The following is a 17,270-nucleotide window of genomic DNA, read 5'->3' on the forward strand; positions in this document are numbered from 1 at the left end:
CGTGGAACTCAAACATCATTTCGTGGTTCCGAGTTCGCTGGAGGACACCTGGCATTCCTTCAACCAATTGGAAGATATCGCGCCCTGCTTCCCCGGAGCGGCCCTCACGTCCGTCAGCGGCGACCACTTCGCCGGTACGGTCAAGGTCAAGCTCGGGCCGATAGCCATGCTGTATGCCGGCACCGGTGAGTTCGTTGAACGCAACGAGGATTCGCACACCGTGGTCATTGCCGCGACTGGGAAGGACAAGCGCGGCAATGGCACGGCAGGTGCCACGGTGACAGCGGTGCTGACGCGGGAGGGCGACGGCACCGCCGTGGACGTGACCACCGACATGAACGTCACCGGCAAACCGGCCCAGTTCGGCCGGGGTGTCATCCAGGACATCTCGGACAAATTGCTGGCCCAATTTGTCCAGTGTGTGGTCGGGAAAGCGGGCGGCGGGGACGCCGGGCAGACCGCGGAACCGGCACCCGGGACGACCACGGGACCTTCGGCGACAGCACAGGACACCGTGGAACCGGCCGAGCCCGCCTCCACGGGCCCGCGGGCCGCGCCACCGGTAACCCGGCCTTCGGCGGGAGAGCCTCCGTTCAAACCCCAGTCCGTGCCGGCGGCCGAATTGGACCTTGGCTCGACCATGTGGCCGATACTGGTGCGCCGTTTTGGTCCTGTCGCGCTCTGCGTCGTCGCTGTACTGGTGCTCATCGTCTGGCTGGCTCGCCGACGCCGTTAGGCTGGCGATCCGCCTTATGCGCACGTGCTTTCCGACGCGACATCGTCGCAGCAGCCGACGACCGTCAAGAACCTGTCCCCCGCCCAAATAGGCAGGACAGATTGACAGTAGGCCACGGTCACTCACGTTTTACTCACCTTTTCCAACTAAATGCAATGACCAGCGATGACATGCCACCGAATGGAGGATCTCCGTTCAGGCCCGGAAATTCTTTGAAAGGAGTATCGCGGGAGGTTTCTTCACGAACTCATTCAAAACGGCTACGACGCGCATCCCCGCGGTACCGGCGGAGACGGAATTCGGATCCTCAGGTGGGAGGACGGACTTCGCGGACGACCCCACCCTGGACGGTGACCTTTTCCAGCAGCATCCGGGCCTTGGCCAGCCGTTTGGCGAATCCGGATCGCTCCAAGGCCTGCTCCCTGAACTCGGGCGGCACGTTCGACGCCCAGCGTTCCATGAGGGCTATTTCGAGTTCGAAATTGCCCATTTTGCGGGCGATGATGCAGCAGTCGTCCGTCCACCCCGGCGCGGGAGCTGCCATCGGGTCCCTTGGCGACAGCCATGGAGCGCCCGAGAATCATCACCGTCAAGATGCCCGCCTGGGCTGTTTCGTGGAATCATTTGGTTTTGCCCGGATAGCCGGCTGAGGTTTCGGGCCCTGTTTGGCCGTGGTCACCGTCAGGAGCTCTGCGCAAAGGGCCTGGATCTGCCGCGAATACCCCAAGGGGGCCTGAGGCGACGTAGCATCAAGGTAGGCGGCAGCCAGGAGTGTGGCGAAATGTTTGAGCGATTTACGGACCGTGCCCGTCGCGTGGTTGTGCTTGCCCAGGAAGAGGCACGCATGCTGAACCACGGTTACATTGGTACCGAACACATCCTCTTGGGTCTGATCCATGAGGGTGAGGGTGTTGCCGCCAAAGCCCTCGAGTCGTTGGGCATTTCGCTCGACGGCGTCCGCGAGCAGGTGCAGGAGATCATCGGCCCGGGCCAGCAGTCCCCGTCCGGGCACATCCCCTTCACGCCGCGTGCCAAGAAGGTGCTGGAGCTCTCGCTGCGCGAGGCCCTGCAGCTGGGACACAACTACATCGGCACCGAGCATATCCTGCTCGGTCTCATCCGCGAGGGTGAGGGCGTTGCCGCCCAGGTGCTGGTCAAGCTCGGCGCTGACCTGGGCCGGGTCCGCCAGCAGGTCATCCAGCTGCTGTCCGGTTATCAGGGCAAGGAAACCACCGGTGCCGGCGTCGGCCCGGGCCAGGCTGAAGCGACTCCGGCCGGTTCCGTGGTCCTGGACCAGTTCGGCCGCAACCTGACGCAGGCTGCGCGGGAGAACAAGCTGGACCCGGTGATCGGGCGCGAATCCGAAATGGAACGGGTCATGCAGGTGCTGTCCCGCCGCACCAAGAACAACCCGGTGCTGATCGGTGAGCCGGGCGTCGGCAAGACGGCCGTCGTCGAGGGCCTGGCCCAGGCGATTGTCCGCGGCGACGTCCCGGAGACTCTCAAGGACAAGCAGCTGTACACCCTGGACCTCGGGTCCGTGATCGCGGGTTCCCGGTACCGTGGGGACTTCGAGGAGCGGCTGAAGAAGGTCCTGAAGGAGATCCGCACCCGCGGCGACATTCTTTTGTTTATTGATGAGATCCACACCCTGGTAGGTGCCGGCGCGGCCGAGGGTGCCATCGATGCGGCCTCGATCTTGAAGCCGTTGCTGGCCCGGGGCGAGCTCCAGACCATCGGTGCGACCACGCTGGATGAGTACCGCAAGCACATCGAGAAGGATGCCGCCCTGGAGCGCCGCTTCCAGCCGATCCAGGTCAAGGAACCCTCCGTGGCTGACACCATCGAGATCCTCAAGGGCCTGCGTGACCGGTATGAGGCGCACCACCGGGTCACCATCACCGACGGCGCCCTCGCCTCGGCGGCGCAACTCTCGGATCGTTACATCTCGGACCGTTTCCTGCCGGACAAGGCGATCGACCTGATCGATGAGGCCGGTGCACGGCTGCGCATCCGCCGGATGACGGCCCCGCCGGAGCTCAAGGTCATGGACGAGCGCATCGCCGCGATGAAGACGGCGAAGGAGTCCGCGTTGGATGCGGAGGACTACGAGGGGGCCGCGGCGTTGCGCGACGAGGAGCAGAAGCTGATCACGGTGCGCAAAGAGAGGGAGCGCCGATGGAAGGCGGGCGGCATGGACGACATCTCCGAAGTCGATGAGGATCTGATCGCCGAGGTGCTGGCGAACTCCACCGGTATCCCGGTCTTCAAGCTCACCGAGGAAGAATCCTCGCGACTGCTGAAGATGGAAGATGAGCTGCACCAGCGTGTTGTGGGCCAGGAGGAGGCGATAAAGTCGGTCTCGCGGGCCATCCGCCGCACCCGTGCAGGCCTGAAGGACCCGAAGCGTCCGGGCGGGTCGTTCATCTTCGCCGGCCCCACGGGCGTCGGCAAGACCGAGCTGGCCAAGGCCTTGGCGGAGTTCCTGTTCGGCGAGGAGGACGCCCTGATCACCCTGGACATGTCCGAGTACTCGGAGCAGCACACCGTGTCGCGTCTGTTCGGTGCCCCTCCCGGGTACGTGGGCTACGACGAGGGCGGACAGCTGACCGAGAAGGTCCGCCGTCGTCCGTTCTCCGTGATTCTCTTCGACGAAGTCGAGAAGGCCCACGCGGACCTCTTCAACTCGCTGCTGCAGATCATGGAGGACGGCCGCCTGACCGACAGCCATGGCCGGCTGGTGGACTTCAAGAACACGGTGATCATCATGACCACCAATCTCGGCACCCGCGACATCTCCAAGAGCGTTGCCGCCGGCTTCCAGTCCGGCACGGATACGCGGACCGGCTACAACCGGATGCGCGCCCGCGTCACGGAGGAGCTCAAGGCCCACTTCCGCCCCGAGTTCCTGAACCGGGTTGACGACGTTGTGGTGTTCCCGCAGCTGACCCAGGACGAGATCATCGAGATCGTGGACATGTTCGTGGGCCGGCTGGAGCAGCGCCTTGCGGACAAGGACATGGGCATCGAGCTCACCACCGCGGCCAAGGTGCTGCTGGCAACCCGCGGCTACGATCCCGCGATGGGCGCCCGGCCGCTGCGCCGCACCATCCAGCGCGAGATCGAGGACCAGCTCTCCGAGAAGATCCTCTTCGGCGAGCTGCACGCCGGCGACATCGTTGTGGTGGATGTGGACGGCAAAGGCGACGACGCCAGGTTCACCTTCGCCGGCAACACCAAGCCCCGCATCCCGGACGCACTGCCCGCCGCGAGCTAAACGGAAAACCGCCGCTGGCCACCGCCGAGGCGGGCTGAAATCCGGTGTCTCACCTCATTGTCCTGCAGGCCGCACAGGATCGGCACGGGCAAACTCAGGCCCCTTACGATCACCTTCCAAGGCTTAGCGTGGTATTTTTTCCGTTTTCTGAAGCGCCCCGTAGTAGGCCTCAGGCTCGAGCGCCTTCTCCCCCAGGAAGCCCGCGATGGATTCCAGGACGGCCCGCTTGCGGTCTTCGGCACTCAGCTCGAACACGGCGTCGGCCTTTTCGTCGGAGATGAAACCGACCGAGGGTGCCGCGGGCATTGCCGTGGTTGGTGTTGTCGTACACCTCCTGGACGAGGGATTCGGCGCCGAAGCCGGTGCCGGAGAGGCCGGCTTCCCGCCAGGGCGGCGTGCTGTACACGGCGTGCACCTTGATGACCAGGCCGAGCGACTGGTGCTGGTGCATCTGGTGCTGGCGGCGCGGCAGCGGCGGGTTGAAGAAACGCGCGAGTACAGATTGGGCGGCACGGCCATGATCCCGAAGCGGGCGTTCACGGTGGCCCGCTCGGCAACAGCGGTGACGCGGTGGCCGCCGTCCGCATCTTCCTCCCCTTTGATGGTGCGCCCCGGGCTATTTAGGACGACGTCGTCCCCCAGTTCCGCTGCCCGCAGCAGGGAGACCTGCTGCATGCCGCCGACAACCCGCTTGTCCAGGATGAAGTCCTCATCGGTCAGGTGGGTGAAGGATCCTGCGGACGCCGCCATCAGCACCGCCTGCAGGGCGGAGAAGGCGTGGGCGGGCTTGGTGAGGATGCCGCCGGCGATGAAGAGGCCGATGTTGTTGCAGGCTTCCTCGTCCGGGGAGTGCTGGCGCAGCCAGTGGTGGAAGGAGATGGTGTCCAGCTCGCGGGCCTTCGGGTGTGCCCACGGTTCGGTGGGCCCCATCTTGGCGGCCCAGGCGTCAAGCAGTCCGGTGAGCTTGTCCATTTCTGCGGCGGTTGTCTCGCTGGCCGGGAAGGTCTCGCCGGTGTACAGCGTGCGCTTTCCGTCGGCGCCGATGTAGACGGACTGGCCGTCGCGGTATCGCGAGTAGGTCTGCAGGCCGAGCTCGCCCAGGAGCGCCAGCAGGGCGGTCTGGTCCGGGGAAACCCACTGGCCGCCGATTTCGAGCATGGCGCCGTCAATGGTGTCGGTCCAGGTCCGGCCGCCGACACGGACCCGCGCCTCCACTACGGCCACACTCAGGCCGGCTTTCTTCAGTTCGCGGGCGGCCGTGAGCTCCGCGGGGCCTGCTCCGACGATGACGACGTCGCGGTCAAGTTCCAGCATGATGTCCTCTCTCTGTGGCCGCCGAGTGAGGCGGACCGCTAAATGAACGCTATTCATTTACGAGAACTATGGCTGTTTGCCGGAGTGCCGGAAGATGCTGATGGAATACTGATGGAGACCGCCCGCAGAAAGGCCAGCCATGCCGGCACCACCCGCCGCTTCCGGAAGCTCCACCCTCGGTAACACTCTGGGAGGCCCTGCCCCGGCGAACGCCGCCCAGCGGGACGCTGCCCAGCGGGACGACGCCGCCGAGCGGGTGCCGAAAGCCGAGGCCGGGGGGAAACGCCGCGCGGGCCGGCCAATGGCGGCGGTCCTTGACAAGGCGGGCATCACCGCCGCCGCACTGCAGCTCATTGAAAGGAAGGGCTATGACGGTCTCACGATGGCCGCGCTGGCCCGCTCACTGAATGTGGCGCCGTCGGCCCTTTATAACCATGTGGAATCCAAACGCGACGTGCTACTCCTCGTGGAGGACCACCTCACCGCACTAGTTGATGTCTCAGCCTTCGGCTCCGGGCCCTGGGAGGAAGCTGTGCGGAAATGGGCGTGGAGCTACCGCGACGTGTTTTCGCGGCACACCCCGCTGATTCCGGTCATCGCCGTACTGCCCGTAACCGATGCCCCGCAAACACTCGCGATGTACGAGACCGTTAGCGCAGGCTTCCGCGAGGCAGGTTTCCCGGCAGGGCGGATCGTCTCCTCCATCGTGGCACTGGAGTCGTTCATCTTCGGCTCGGCCTACGACGTGACCGCGCCCGCGGACATCTTTGACTCCGGCTCCATGGCCGAGGCGACCCCAAGCTTCACCGGCGCGGTGCGCAGCCTGGCCACGCAGGGCCACGAGAATCCGGCCAATGTGGCGTTCACACTCGGGCTCGAGGCGCTGATCTCTGGACTCGGGGCACTGCGGCAGTAACCTGCGGGAATAGGGGACAGCGCGGTCATCTCCGTTCTTGGGTGTCGGTCAGGCATGCCGACCCGGGGTCGGGAAACCGCCGATAAGCTCAAATACACCAGCGACTCCTCACGTGGTTCGAGAACCTGTCCGTTCATGAAGACCTCGAAAATGTCCAAACTTTGCGAATTCGTCCCCTGTGCCCCCGTATAGGCCTTGCTCTGTACGCGGCCTTGCAGACATGCGCGGCGTCAAAAGTGCCCCTGCCGTTATGCCTCGTCCTCCAGTCGTACCTGATGTGCGGCGTTTCTGCACGCACTCCGGTTGACAATCCAATGGTCTTAAACCAATAATGAATGCTATTCATTATAGTGGCGCTCCTCTCATGCCGGCACCCGCAAAACGGCGTCGCGGTCTTGCCATCAGAGCCAGAGCCCCATCAACGGCGACAATGCGTTGGCTGCAAGAGGCACGCCCACGCCCCGAGACGGGCATCATCGTGCTTGTACTCGCACTGAAAACCTACGAATTCCTCGAAGAAGGGCGACATCATGAGTGGCGGCACAGAGTACGAGTGGAACAACCTGATCGGCCGGCCGGTGCAAGTGTGGAAGGGCGGGCACCTCATCCGGACCGGCCATGTGGACGACGTCGCCCAGGCTGCCGGTGCCCTTTGGCTCGAAGGCCACGGCGTGGAAGGGCGGGCGCTCTATCAAAAAGCGGACGGCTATTCTGCCAAACCGGTGTGCGAGGCGGCGCCGTGAAGGTCTTAGCCCATGCCGAAACCACACTGAGTATTGATGTCGTGGCCCAGGATCGGGAGTCGATGGACCGCGGCCTCAATGCCGCCGTGGAACAAATGACGGAAGTCGCTGTCCGGCTTGCCACCCATGGCATCCTGGTGACCCGCCTCGATGACAGGCTCTTCCGCGTCGGGCTGAGCGAGCTCGTCCCCTTCGGCTACACGGAACAGCGCGACTGCCGAACGTGATGCTCCGACATTCTGCGGTGCACCGCCGCTTCGACGACACCTCACTGCTGACACTGGCCGCCGCGTTTGAGGCGACAGGTTCTCGCCGAACAGCTCCCCCACGGACGCCCCCGCTGGCGTAAGCCGTCGGCGCCCGCGAGGCACGGACAAACCAGACAGGTAACAGGTGTGTGTCCGGACCCGTTCCCTATTTCGGGGCGCACGCGAATGATCCGTTGAAGTCCGGCATGGTCGTCTCCATCGAGTCGTGGTTCGAGGACCACGACTCCGGATTCATCAAGCTCGAGGACACATTGATCGTGACCGACGACGGCTGGGAAGCCCCCGGCGACTCCGCACGCGGATGGAACAGCACCGGCAGAAGCCTCTAACCCACCGGAGGGTCATTCCAGACCACTCGTAAAGATCCTGCTCTGAACTATCCGCGCCGATCTGGCGGCCGACGAACCTCCCTACAGCGTCCGGCACGTTCGAACGCCCCCGAGGGGACCGGCCGTAACGGCGGTATCGCGCTTCAACAGCAGAGCGCCAGAACTCGCGCTCTCCCCTCGGCGTATGCGCGTGGCGGTGGTCTTGGGGTGTGCGTGAGGTTGCGACAGCTGACGTCGTCTTTTGCTTCAGCCGGCGCCCTGCTGGTCCTCCCCAGGGTGCCCCATGGTTTGGAGGCAGGCTTCCCTGACTTTGGCCACGAGCAGTGAATCGGTCATTTCGTTGCTGCAGATCAGGCTGAGGCGGGAGATGGCGTTGGTGTCTTGGATATCCAGATATGCCAGTCCGGGGATGACAAAGGCGCGGAGGGATTCGGGGACCACCGCGATGCCCAGGTGCGCGGCCACGAGCCCGAGGATCGTGGGGAACTGGACGGCCTGCTGGACGATGTCGAACTCGACATCGACGGCATGGAACAGTGCAGCGATGTGGTCGAAAAGCCGCGATATCCGGTCTCTTGGGAAAGCGATGAACTTCTCCCCCTTCAGCTCTTCAAGCCCGACCGACGTGCGGGACGCCAGATGGTGGTCAGTGGCGACGGCCACAACGAGGCGTTCGTTTTGAAGGAGTGTCGCGCTGAGGCCCGGAGCGTTCCGCACTTCCCGGGCTATTCCGGCGTCCAGTGTGCCGGCGGCAATGAGGTCAACCTGTGCATCCGTTGTTTCTTCACGCAGCTCAAGGTCGATGCCGGGCCATAGCGCTCGGAGATACCGGACCACCGGCGGCACGGCCGAGATAGCTGCCGAGGAAACGAAGCCGAGCCGAAGCCGGCCGATTTCCCCGTCACGGGCCTGCCGAAGTGCGGCCGTCATGGCCCCGTACTGACCCAGGACTTTCCTGGCGTGCTTCAGAAGAAGTTCGCCGTCCGCGGTGAGCGCCACGTTTCGCGAGTTGCGCACGAACAGCTGGAGTTTGCATTCCTCTTCCAACTTGCGGATCTGCTGGCTCAGCGGCGGCTGGGCCATGTGCAGCCGTTCGGCAGCGCGGTTAAAGTGCAGCTCTTCCGCCACTACGACGAAAAGCTCCAGACGCCTCAGGTTCATACGACCAAGACTAAACGAATATTGATAGGCGTCAAATAGATACTTCAGTGAACAGGCTCGCGGGTCTACCGTTGATCGTGAGGACAGTCACAGATCAACGCAACAAGAGGTTAGAGAATGCCCGTAATGACCAAGACCGCCAGTAGTTTCATCAACGGCGCATGGGTGGAGGGGACCGGCGCGTCCGCGTCCCGTTTCAACCCGGCGGCACCGGATGAAACGGTCACCACTTACCGCCAGGCCGGTTCCCCCGAGCTGGAAGAGGCGATTCAGGCTGCTGCTGCAGCGGCCCCGGCGTGGGACGCTCTGGGCATTTTGGCCCGGGGCCGGATCCTGTCAACTGCTGCGGCGCTGATCCGGGAACGGGCCGAAGACATTGCCCGGGTCATGACAGCAGAACACGGCAAGACACTGGCGGAGTCCAGGATGGAGGTCGAAGCCTCCGCCGATACGTTCGACTACCACGCCGGATCTGCCCGGAACCCTGTCGGCACTGAATACCCTTCCAGCCATCCTGACGAGCGGATCCTCACCGTCCGCAGGCCCCTGGGTATCGTCGGTGTGATCACGCCCTGGAACTTTCCGCTGCAGATCCCCGCCTGGAAGATCGCACCGGCGCTGCTGCACGGCAACACGGTGGTCTGGAAGTCCGCCAGCCACACCCCCGGCGTCTCCGTCCTGCTCATGGAAATCCTTGCCGCCGCGGGTGTTCCGGCCGGCGTAGCAAACCTGCTGCTGGGACCTGGCCCGCTGGGCTCTGAACTGGTTTCACATCCGATGGTAGCCGGCGTGACGTTCACCGGGTCCGTGCCGGTCGGACATCACATCCGCTCCATCGTCTGCGGCCGCGGAGCCAAGCTGCAGATGGAGCTCGGCGGACACAACGCGACACTCGTCCTTCCCGACGCCGACGTCGAGCTGGCGGCCAGCAGTGCCGTCAACGCTGCCATGGGCTCCACCGGGCAGAAGTGCACCGCCACGCGGCGCATCATCCTTGTCGGAGACGGCCACGAGGACTTCCTCGCGCGGCTGAAGGAAAAGGTCTCAGCACTGGTCCTGGGTCCGGGCACGGACCCGGCAGTCCAGATCGGTCCTGTCGTTTCCGGCTCGGCACGGGATGAAATCACCTCCGCAATCAGCCAGGCCGTCGCCGAAGGCGCCGACATTCTGGCCCAGGCCACGGTGCCGGCCGGCGGCGGACACTATGTTCCACCGACGGTGCTCACCGGCCCGGCGTCCATGACCATCTGCAGGGAAGAAGTGTTCGGGCCCGTCGTCACCGTCCTCCGGGCAGCCACCCTCGATGAGGCCATCGAGCTGGCCAACAGCACGGACTTCGGACTGACCGCGGCAGTGTTCACCAGCGATGAGCGCGCCGCCAGGCGGTGTGTCACCCACCTGGACGCGGGGCTGGTGAAAATCAACGCACCCTCGACCGGCTCCGAGCTGCACGCACCCTTCGGCGGCATGAAGGACTCAACCTTTGCCGGGCCGCGGGAACAGAACAGCGCCGTCGCTGCCGCCTTCTTCACCCACGAAAAAACCGCGTACCTGCGCCTGGCCCCGGAAAAGGCATGATCATGACTCTCCAGGACGAACGAACCATGGACACACTCCGGTCCCCCCACGACGTGCTCTCCGGCACGGACATGAACGGCGCCTGGGCGACACGGCACTCGTTTGCGCGCTCGATGCTCCGCCGTGCAGCCTCACACCGCTGGACTGTTGCCAGGACGCGTCTGGACCTCGACGAGCAAGGGTGCGGAACGGCGGTCTACACCGTCCACGCCGAAGGCACGGAGCTGAACTTCATCGCCTTCTCCCGGACGTTGGATGAAAGCGAACGCACCGACCGGGTCATCGCCGACGCCTGGGACGTCACGGCCGCCCTCATCGAGGGCGAACTGACCCCTGAGCGCGAAGCAGACCTGCGCCGCAACGTTCCGGTCCAGGAACGCGGCCGCGTCGATCCGGACACCATCATCCTGACCCGGGCCAACCGGAGCGCCCGCTTCTTCGACTATGTCAGCGACTGCCTCGCCACCGGATCCCAACCCGACGTCGCAAAGATCGGCCCCAGCCCCTACCTGATCCGCAGCACAGCCTTTTACGGCAACGGAAAATTCGGGCTCAAGGAATTCGCCGACATCCCCGCCGGGCACCCCCTCTCCGTTCCCTACCGTTCCCAGATGCTCACGGCATGGCTACTGCGCGAACTCAGCATGGATATGGTCGAACACGTCGCAGGGGCCAAGGCCGCAGCCGCCGGCACCCTCGCGGTACCCCTCGACAGGAACTGGGGTACCTACCTCGGGCTGGGCAACGCCACCGGCCTAGGCATGGTCCCGTTCGTCATCAACCACCCCGGCTATCTCGATGCCTGGTGCCGGCTCCGCGAGGTTCCCCTCGCCGCAGGGCTCAGCACCAGCTACGCGCCGGACCACCCGGATCTTTGCCGCATCGCGGAACTGCTCGTCAAAGCAGACCGGCATCTGGAAGAAAAAAACGGGCTCAGCACAGCCCCGTTCCTGCCAACAGATCGGATCCGGCCCCAGCTGCAGCAGCTCCTGGGCGAACTTCAGTCCTTCATGGCGTCCGGGGAGGAACCGGGCCCTGTGCTGGCTCGACTGCATGAAAACGCCGCCGGACTCAGCCCGGAAATCCGCGGCATCTTTGCCTCCATCGTCATCGAACTCCGTACCGACTTCGACGATGAAGCTGAGGCCCTGCTCACCCTCACCGGCTACGCACCGTTCGATCCTGCCATGCGCTGCCATGAACTGCAGAACATTCTGGAGCAGAACTACGGCTGGGCGCGAAGCTACGACTTCACGAACCCGGAGCGCACGAGCTACTACTGGTACTCATCTGCAGCCAACGAGGAACCCCGCCGGGCGCTGCGAACCGGTCTGGCCCCCGGCGCCACTGAGCACTGCACCGACATTGCACGCCGGATCAACGCCCTCGCCGCCGATCTGGAGCGGTTCCCTGCCCACCGCACGCTCGCTGACTTCCTCCTGGCACACCCCATCCACCGGTTTGCTGCAGTCCGCATCCAGCAGACCCGTCCCTACCTCTACGGCGAACTCCGGGACAACCTGCTCGACGCGAACTTCCTGCCCCTGAGCACCCAGCGCTTCCAGTTGGCCACGTACGGCATGAATAACTTCAGCCCCCAGTCAACGGACTGGCTTCGGGTCACCCTGTTCAGCGGCGCCCCGCGCGCCGCGGACATCAATCAGGGAACCGACGACGACGACTGGCTCTTCCCCCTCGCACCGGAAGGACCAAAACAATGAGCCTCCACGAAAAAACAACCGTCGTGGACGGACTCCAGATCAGTAACTGGAGCCGCCCGGTCCTGGAGGAACTTCGCACCGGCGGGGTGAGCGCCGTCAACGCCACGTGCGCCGTCTGGGAAAACGCCGCAGACACACTCCGCTCCATCGGCCAATGGCTTGAAGTGGCCAACCGCAACCCGGACCTTGTATTTCTCGCCACCTCAGGCGCCGACATCGAGGCCGCCAAAGCACAGAACAGAATCGCCGTATTCCTCGGATTCCAAAACGCCAGCCCCTTCGAAGACGACTACCGGTACGTGGAAGTCTTCCACCGCCTCGGGGTCCGGATAGCCCAACTGACCTACAACAACCAGAACCTCATCGGCGGCGGGTGCTTCGAAACGACGGACGCCGGACTTACCCGCTACGGCCAGGTGGTAGTGGAAGAGATGAACCGCGTCGGCATGCTCATCGACCTCTCCCACGTCGGGTACCGGACCAGCCGCGACGCGATCGAGGCCTCCGCCGTCCCTGTATCGGTCACCCACTCCAATCCGCTCTGGTTCCACGACACCCCCCGGAACAAACCCCACGAAGTGATCCAGCCGCTCGTGGACAGGGGCGGCGTTATCGGCTGCTGCCTCTACCCCACCGTCAGCGGCGGCGAACACGTCACCATCGAAAAATTCTGCGGAATGATCACGCGCATGGTCGACCAGTACGGGCCCTCCCACGTCGGCATAGGCAGCGACTGCACCAGGGGCTGGGACCAGGAATTCGTCGGCTGGCTTCGCAACGGCCGCTGGCAGCCCACCGACCCCCGGAATACACCCGCATGGCCCGCATGGCCCAACTGGTTCACCGGCCCCCTGGACTTCCCCCGACTCACCGACGGACTTGTCACCGCCGGCCTCAACGACCACACCATCTCAGCGGTGCTGGGCGGAAACTGGACCCGCCTCTTTACCGAGGTCATGGACACCACGAAGGAACACGCCCATGTCTGACACCATCACCGGGAACCACCGCGCCAACGCAACCAGGCTCTCCGCACCAGTCACCGTCCAGCCCCGGGAAATCACCGAAGCGGCCTTCCGGGCCCTGTGCGCAGCCGGCGCCGACCCGGCAGAAGCACAGGATGGAGCCCTCGCGGTCCTGCGCGCCGAAGCCGACGGACAGACTGGCCTGAGCCTCTTGCTGCAACTCCTCGAGGGGGACTGGACACAACCGCACCACCCTGCCATTGCAGAGTCCAGTTCCTGGGACGGCGGCACCGTCCGCGACCTCTGCCCCCCGGAACAGCCAGGGCTGCGGACAGCGCTTCAGCTGCTGGACCTGGCCTGCGACGGGCCGGCCGACGAAATATCCGTGGTCCGCACCAGAGCTCCCATCCCCCGCAGCCTGTGGAACGACCTGCTCCTCCGCCGGACCGCTGAACTTCAACGCCGAATCGTCGTCGCGCCCGCCAATGGCAACCCCGACGTCGAAGCCGGCACCAACTCTCTGACCGTCCGGAACGGCACCGTCACCGTCACCGCCACCGCCACCCTGCCCTCCGAAGCGCTCACGACGCTGCTGTCCCAACCGGCAGACCCGCGCGCAACGGTTGTCATCAGCCTCCCAGGCGGCTCCCAGCCCGACCCGCAAGACATCTCCGTTCCCTCGAAACCCCTGAAAGTACGAGAAGACCAATGGCATCAGATGTATCAGTTGTCCCGGACGTTCCTGGTGCCGGGCGCATGAACCGCATCGCCCGCACCCAGTTCTCCGACGGCAAACCCCGCCCCTACTCAGCCTCCGCCGCCACCAACGGCATCATCTTTCTCTGCGGCCAGGTCCCAACCGGCCCCGACGGGACCTGCCCGCCGGACATCACCGGACAGGTAAGGCAGGTCTTCGAAAACCTGGAACAGGCCCTCACCGCCGCACAATCAGACCTGTCCAGCCTGCTCAAACTCACCGTCTACCTCGCGGACCTGGACGAGTTCGAGGACTACAACGCCGCCTACCTCACCCGGCTCAGCGGCCACCCCCTGCCTCCGAGGACGACCGTGCAGGTTGCCCGATTCCGAGGCGAGAAACGCATCGAGATCGATGCAGTCGCAGCCGTAACAGCCTAACCGGACAACGGTCACGGATCTGTTGGGTAACCAACGTCGCTTTCCCTCTTCTCAGATCGGAACCATCATGCTCTCCCAAGCACCAGCCCCTTCCTCCCACATGACCATCGATTCAGCACCGCTGAACTCTTTCCATAAACGCCTGACCCTCTTCAGCTCCGGCGGACCCTTTCTCGACGGCTACATCCTGGCGATCATCGGAATCGCCCTGGTCCAGATCATTCCCAGCTGGCAGATGAATGACTGGTGGAACGGACTCATCGGCGCCTCCGCACTGATCGGCGTCTTCCTCGGCGGCCTCATCTTCGGAAACATCACGGACAAAATCGGCCGCAAGCTCATGTACACCATCGACCTGGTCGCCATCATCGTCTTCTCGATCATGCAGTTCTTCGTCCAAGAACCCTGGCAGCTGTTCCTCCTGCGGCTCCTCATCGGAATCGCCGTCGGCGCCGACTACCCCATCGCCACAGCCCTCGTCGCCGAATTCGTCCCCGCCAACTGGCGGGCCCGGCTCCTGGGGGGCCTGAACGCCATGTGGTTCGTCGGCGCCACAGTGGCGGCCTTCGTCGGCTACTGGCTGCTCTCACTCGAGGACGGATGGCGCTGGATGCTCCTGTCCTCCGCCGTACCGGCCGTGATGATCCTCATCGCCCGCGCCACCATCCCCGAATCCCCGCACTGGCTCGTCGGCAAAGGCCGCCACCAGGAAGCCCTGGACATCCTGCGCAAAACCATCGGTGAAGGCGCAACACTGGACGGAATCACCGCCCATGACCCCAACGCAGCCAAACTCAGCACCAAAAAAGCCTTCGGACTGGTCCTCACCGGCGGATACCTGCACCGCGTCGTCTTCATCTCCATCTTCTGGACCTGCACCATCGTGACCCTGTTCTCCATCTACGCCTTCGGACCCCAGATCCTGGCCCTCTTCAACCTCCAGTCCGGCGACGAAGCCAACATAGGCTACGGCCTGATCAACCTGTTCTTCCTCGTCGGCAACGTCGTGGCCCTCCTCGTCGTGGACAAACTCGGCCGCCGCCCGGTACTCATCTGGGGATTCATCCTCTCCGGTGTCGGGCTGGTATTCCTGGCCCTCTTCCCCAACGCGCCCCTGGCCCTGATCGCCCTCGCCTTCGCCTTCTATGCCATCTTCAACGGCGGCCCCTCCATCCTGGAATGGATCTACCCCAACGAACTCTTCCCCACCAAAGTCCGCGCCACAGCGGTAGGCCTGTGCACCGGAACCAGCCGCATCGGCGCCGCAATCGGCACTTTCGCCACCCCGCTGGCGCTCACCCACCTGGGACTCTCAGGAACCATGTGGATCGCCGCAGGCATCGCACTTGTCGGAGCAGCAGCAAGCTACTTCATGGCCCCCGAAACCAAAGGCCAGAACCTCGAAGAAGCAGCCGCGCTCCACGCCTAAACCTTGATCCACCGATCGGCAGCCGGTCCCGGGCGTAATTCCGGGCTGGCTGCGGTGAGGTGTTTGGGCATGGTGGATCATCCGGCCTCGCTGTCGGGGTGTTCCACTGGTGGTCCTGGTTGCGCCGTGTGGCTGGTTGGTGTGGGTTCAGGCCGGTTGTGGCGGCGGGTAGAGGTGCTCGAAGAGGCCCTGCCATGCTGTTTGCCAGGGCCAGGCTTCGGGGAGATGAAGCCGGATTTTCCGGGCGCTGGTGGCGATGCGGGCCGGGACGTGGATGAGTTTGCGGCGGATCGTGCCGGTCCGGGCCTTGCCGAAGGGGCCTGCGGCGAGGAGCCCGGCGGCGCGGGTGAGGTTATAGGCCATGACCGCGGCAACCAGCCAGGCGGAGTTCGCCGCGAAAACACCTGAGGGCATATGAGCCAGCGCACTGTCCTTCAGATCGGCGTTCACCTGCTCGATCTGAGCGTGTTTGCGGTGGGTTTGGTCCGCGGCGACAGTGTCCAGAACCTTGGCGTCCACGGTGGTGAAGAACGCGTGGTGCCGATGGGTTTCAAACAAGGTGGGTTGTCCGTCGCTGGCTTTCTTGTTCAGTTCCGGGATGCGGCGCACCACCAGCCGGCCGGTGACCTGCTCGGCCTTTTTCCGGGAGGAGAACGCGGTGAACACGGTTTCGGCGACCTCAGCCTTCGAGACCCAGGTGTTGGTGGTCTCGTCGAAGACCGCGTCGGTGTATTCGATCATTTCCCATGCCGTCTCCGGGATCCCGGCGATAGCCCGTTTGACGGCCGGGTCCATGCGCACGGTCACCGAGACCTCGGCCCCGCCGGCCAGCGCGGCGGAAACCGCTGCATGGCCATAGAAGGCCGAATCGAACCGGCAGAGCACCCGCCCGCGACTCTGCCCTCCGGTCTGGAGGCCTTTGAGCGTGGACAGGGCATCGGTGATCAGGCGTTTGGCTCCGCGGGCCGAGTTCGCCGCGCCCTTGCGCAGCCGCTGGGCCGCGATTACCGGGGCGGTGTCTTTGGTGGAGACCGTGGCCAGCAGGGCGTTCAGGCCGCGGACCCCGGAGTACCCGTAGCCGGAACCCTGCTTGGCGTAGCCGTGGACCTCGATGATCGTGTCGTCAACATCGACGAACACGAAGTCCTCCGCCCCGGGGCTCCCGAGCAGCGGGGCCCGGGTCCCCAGGCCGGCCAGGAAACGGGAGGCGACAGCGTCCAGTTGGCGCACGTGCCCGAACGTGAAGGACCGCAGGAACGAGCCCAGGGTCGAGGGCGCGTAGCAGGCGGTGAAGAGCCGCTTCATCCCGCCGTGGCGCAACAGGGTCATGTCATCAATCGAGTCTGCCCCGGCGACCATCCCGGCGACCAGGGAAGCGACTTTCAGCCCGGCGTTCGCGCCCTTATCCGTCGGCACCGTCAGCCAGTCCTGGGCGAGCTCGTGCAGCCCGGCGTCCCGGGCCAGCGTCATGACCGGCAGCAGCCCGGCAGCCGACACGAGATTGGGCTCGTCAAAGGAAACCGACACCGCGGATGGTTTGTGGGAAACTTGCATCTACGAGATGGCCTCTTTTCGGTGAAAAATGAGTTCTAGACAAACTTCATTTTCCTTGAAAAGGCGGCCATTCTCGGTTTAAAACGCCGACGTAGCCCCAATCAACATCGGTGGATCAAGGCTAAACCACACCGCCCTACG

Annotated in this window: 16 protein-coding genes; 12 read left to right on the plus strand and 4 right to left on the minus strand. The window is 64.5% G+C overall.

Features of this window, described 5'->3' with window-relative positions:
- Position 1: 1 nt before the first annotated feature.
- Positions 2-736 (plus strand): SRPBCC domain-containing protein, encoded by a 735-nt coding sequence (locus tag ACVWZ8_RS19080; protein WP_456505491.1) that lies wholly within the window; start codon positions 2-4, stop codon positions 734-736.
- Between the two features lie 307 nt (positions 737-1,043).
- On the opposite strand, the gene ACVWZ8_RS19085 is transcribed toward ACVWZ8_RS19080, so the two are convergent.
- The gene (locus tag ACVWZ8_RS19085) at positions 1,044-1,280 is read right to left on the minus strand and encodes a hypothetical protein (protein ID WP_427131728.1); all 237 of its coding nucleotides are present in this window, start codon (positions 1,278-1,280) and stop codon (positions 1,044-1,046) included.
- 237 nt (positions 1,281-1,517) lie between these two features.
- Here ACVWZ8_RS19085 and ACVWZ8_RS19090 point away from each other — a divergent pair, with 237 nt between their 5' ends.
- Positions 1,518-4,013: an ATP-dependent Clp protease ATP-binding subunit gene (locus tag ACVWZ8_RS19090; RefSeq protein ID WP_456505492.1), complete on the plus strand. Its 2,496-nt coding sequence runs from the start codon at positions 1,518-1,520 to the stop codon at positions 4,011-4,013.
- A 123-nt stretch (positions 4,014-4,136) separates the two neighbouring features.
- Here the strand turns inward: ACVWZ8_RS19090 and ACVWZ8_RS19095 are convergent, their stop codons facing one another.
- The gene (locus ACVWZ8_RS19095; RefSeq protein ID WP_456505493.1) at positions 4,137-5,327 is read right to left on the minus strand and encodes a flavin monoamine oxidase family protein; all 1,191 of its coding nucleotides are present in this window, start codon (positions 5,325-5,327) and stop codon (positions 4,137-4,139) included.
- Positions 5,328-5,466: 139 nt separating this feature from the next.
- Between ACVWZ8_RS19095 and ACVWZ8_RS19100 the strand changes: the two genes are divergently transcribed.
- The 4 genes from ACVWZ8_RS19100 (at position 5,467) to ACVWZ8_RS19115 (ending at position 7,584) form a co-directional block, all read left to right on the plus strand.
- Positions 5,467-6,243: a TetR/AcrR family transcriptional regulator gene (locus ACVWZ8_RS19100; RefSeq protein WP_456505494.1), complete on the plus strand. Its 777-nt coding sequence runs from the start codon at positions 5,467-5,469 to the stop codon at positions 6,241-6,243.
- Positions 6,244-6,773: 530 nt separating this feature from the next.
- Positions 6,774-6,986 (plus strand): hypothetical protein, encoded by a 213-nt coding sequence (locus tag ACVWZ8_RS19105; protein ID WP_456505495.1) that lies wholly within the window; start codon positions 6,774-6,776, stop codon positions 6,984-6,986.
- A complete protein-coding gene (locus ACVWZ8_RS19110; protein WP_456505496.1) occupies positions 6,983-7,213 on the plus strand; it encodes a hypothetical protein in 231 nt (76 codons plus the stop codon). The genes ACVWZ8_RS19105 and ACVWZ8_RS19110 overlap by 4 nt, the downstream gene beginning before the upstream one ends.
- A gap of 170 nt (positions 7,214-7,383) precedes the next feature.
- The gene (locus tag ACVWZ8_RS19115) at positions 7,384-7,584 is read left to right on the plus strand and encodes a hypothetical protein (protein WP_456505497.1); all 201 of its coding nucleotides are present in this window, start codon (positions 7,384-7,386) and stop codon (positions 7,582-7,584) included.
- 246 nt (positions 7,585-7,830) lie between these two features.
- On the opposite strand, the gene ACVWZ8_RS19120 is transcribed toward ACVWZ8_RS19115, so the two are convergent.
- On the minus strand, positions 7,831-8,745 hold the full coding sequence (locus tag ACVWZ8_RS19120; protein WP_456505498.1) for a LysR family transcriptional regulator: 915 nt from the start codon (positions 8,743-8,745) through the stop codon (positions 7,831-7,833).
- Between the two features lie 126 nt (positions 8,746-8,871).
- On the opposite strand from ACVWZ8_RS19120, the gene ACVWZ8_RS19125 reads away from it, so the two are divergent.
- From ACVWZ8_RS19125 to ACVWZ8_RS19150, 6 genes are all read left to right on the plus strand, one after another.
- Positions 8,872-10,323 (plus strand): aldehyde dehydrogenase family protein, encoded by a 1,452-nt coding sequence (locus ACVWZ8_RS19125; protein ID WP_456505499.1) that lies wholly within the window; start codon positions 8,872-8,874, stop codon positions 10,321-10,323.
- 2 nt (positions 10,324-10,325) lie between these two features.
- Positions 10,326-12,044, plus strand: a complete 1,719-nt coding sequence (locus tag ACVWZ8_RS19130) for a hypothetical protein (RefSeq protein WP_456505500.1) — start codon at positions 10,326-10,328, stop codon at positions 12,042-12,044.
- Positions 12,041-13,033, plus strand: coding sequence for a membrane dipeptidase (locus tag ACVWZ8_RS19135; protein WP_456505501.1), 993 nt, complete (start codon positions 12,041-12,043; stop codon positions 13,031-13,033). The genes ACVWZ8_RS19130 and ACVWZ8_RS19135 overlap by 4 nt, the downstream gene beginning before the upstream one ends.
- Positions 13,026-13,769 (plus strand): hypothetical protein, encoded by a 744-nt coding sequence (locus ACVWZ8_RS19140; RefSeq protein ID WP_456505502.1) that lies wholly within the window; start codon positions 13,026-13,028, stop codon positions 13,767-13,769. Before ACVWZ8_RS19135 ends, ACVWZ8_RS19140 begins: the two co-directional genes overlap by 8 nt.
- Positions 13,766-14,146 (plus strand): RidA family protein, encoded by a 381-nt coding sequence (locus tag ACVWZ8_RS19145; protein ID WP_456505503.1) that lies wholly within the window; start codon positions 13,766-13,768, stop codon positions 14,144-14,146. The genes ACVWZ8_RS19140 and ACVWZ8_RS19145 overlap by 4 nt, the downstream gene beginning before the upstream one ends.
- 100 nt (positions 14,147-14,246) lie before the next feature.
- Positions 14,247-15,575, plus strand: coding sequence for an MFS transporter (locus ACVWZ8_RS19150; protein WP_456505504.1), 1,329 nt, complete (start codon positions 14,247-14,249; stop codon positions 15,573-15,575).
- 147 nt (positions 15,576-15,722) lie between these two features.
- Here the strand turns inward: ACVWZ8_RS19150 and ACVWZ8_RS19155 are convergent, their stop codons facing one another.
- Complete coding sequence (locus ACVWZ8_RS19155; protein ID WP_456503408.1) at positions 15,723-17,129, minus strand: IS1380 family transposase; 1,407 nt, start codon at positions 17,127-17,129, stop codon at positions 15,723-15,725.
- Between the last annotated feature and the right edge of the window lie 141 nt (positions 17,130-17,270).

It is taken from the genome of Arthrobacter sp. UYCu723 (assembly GCF_054059215.1).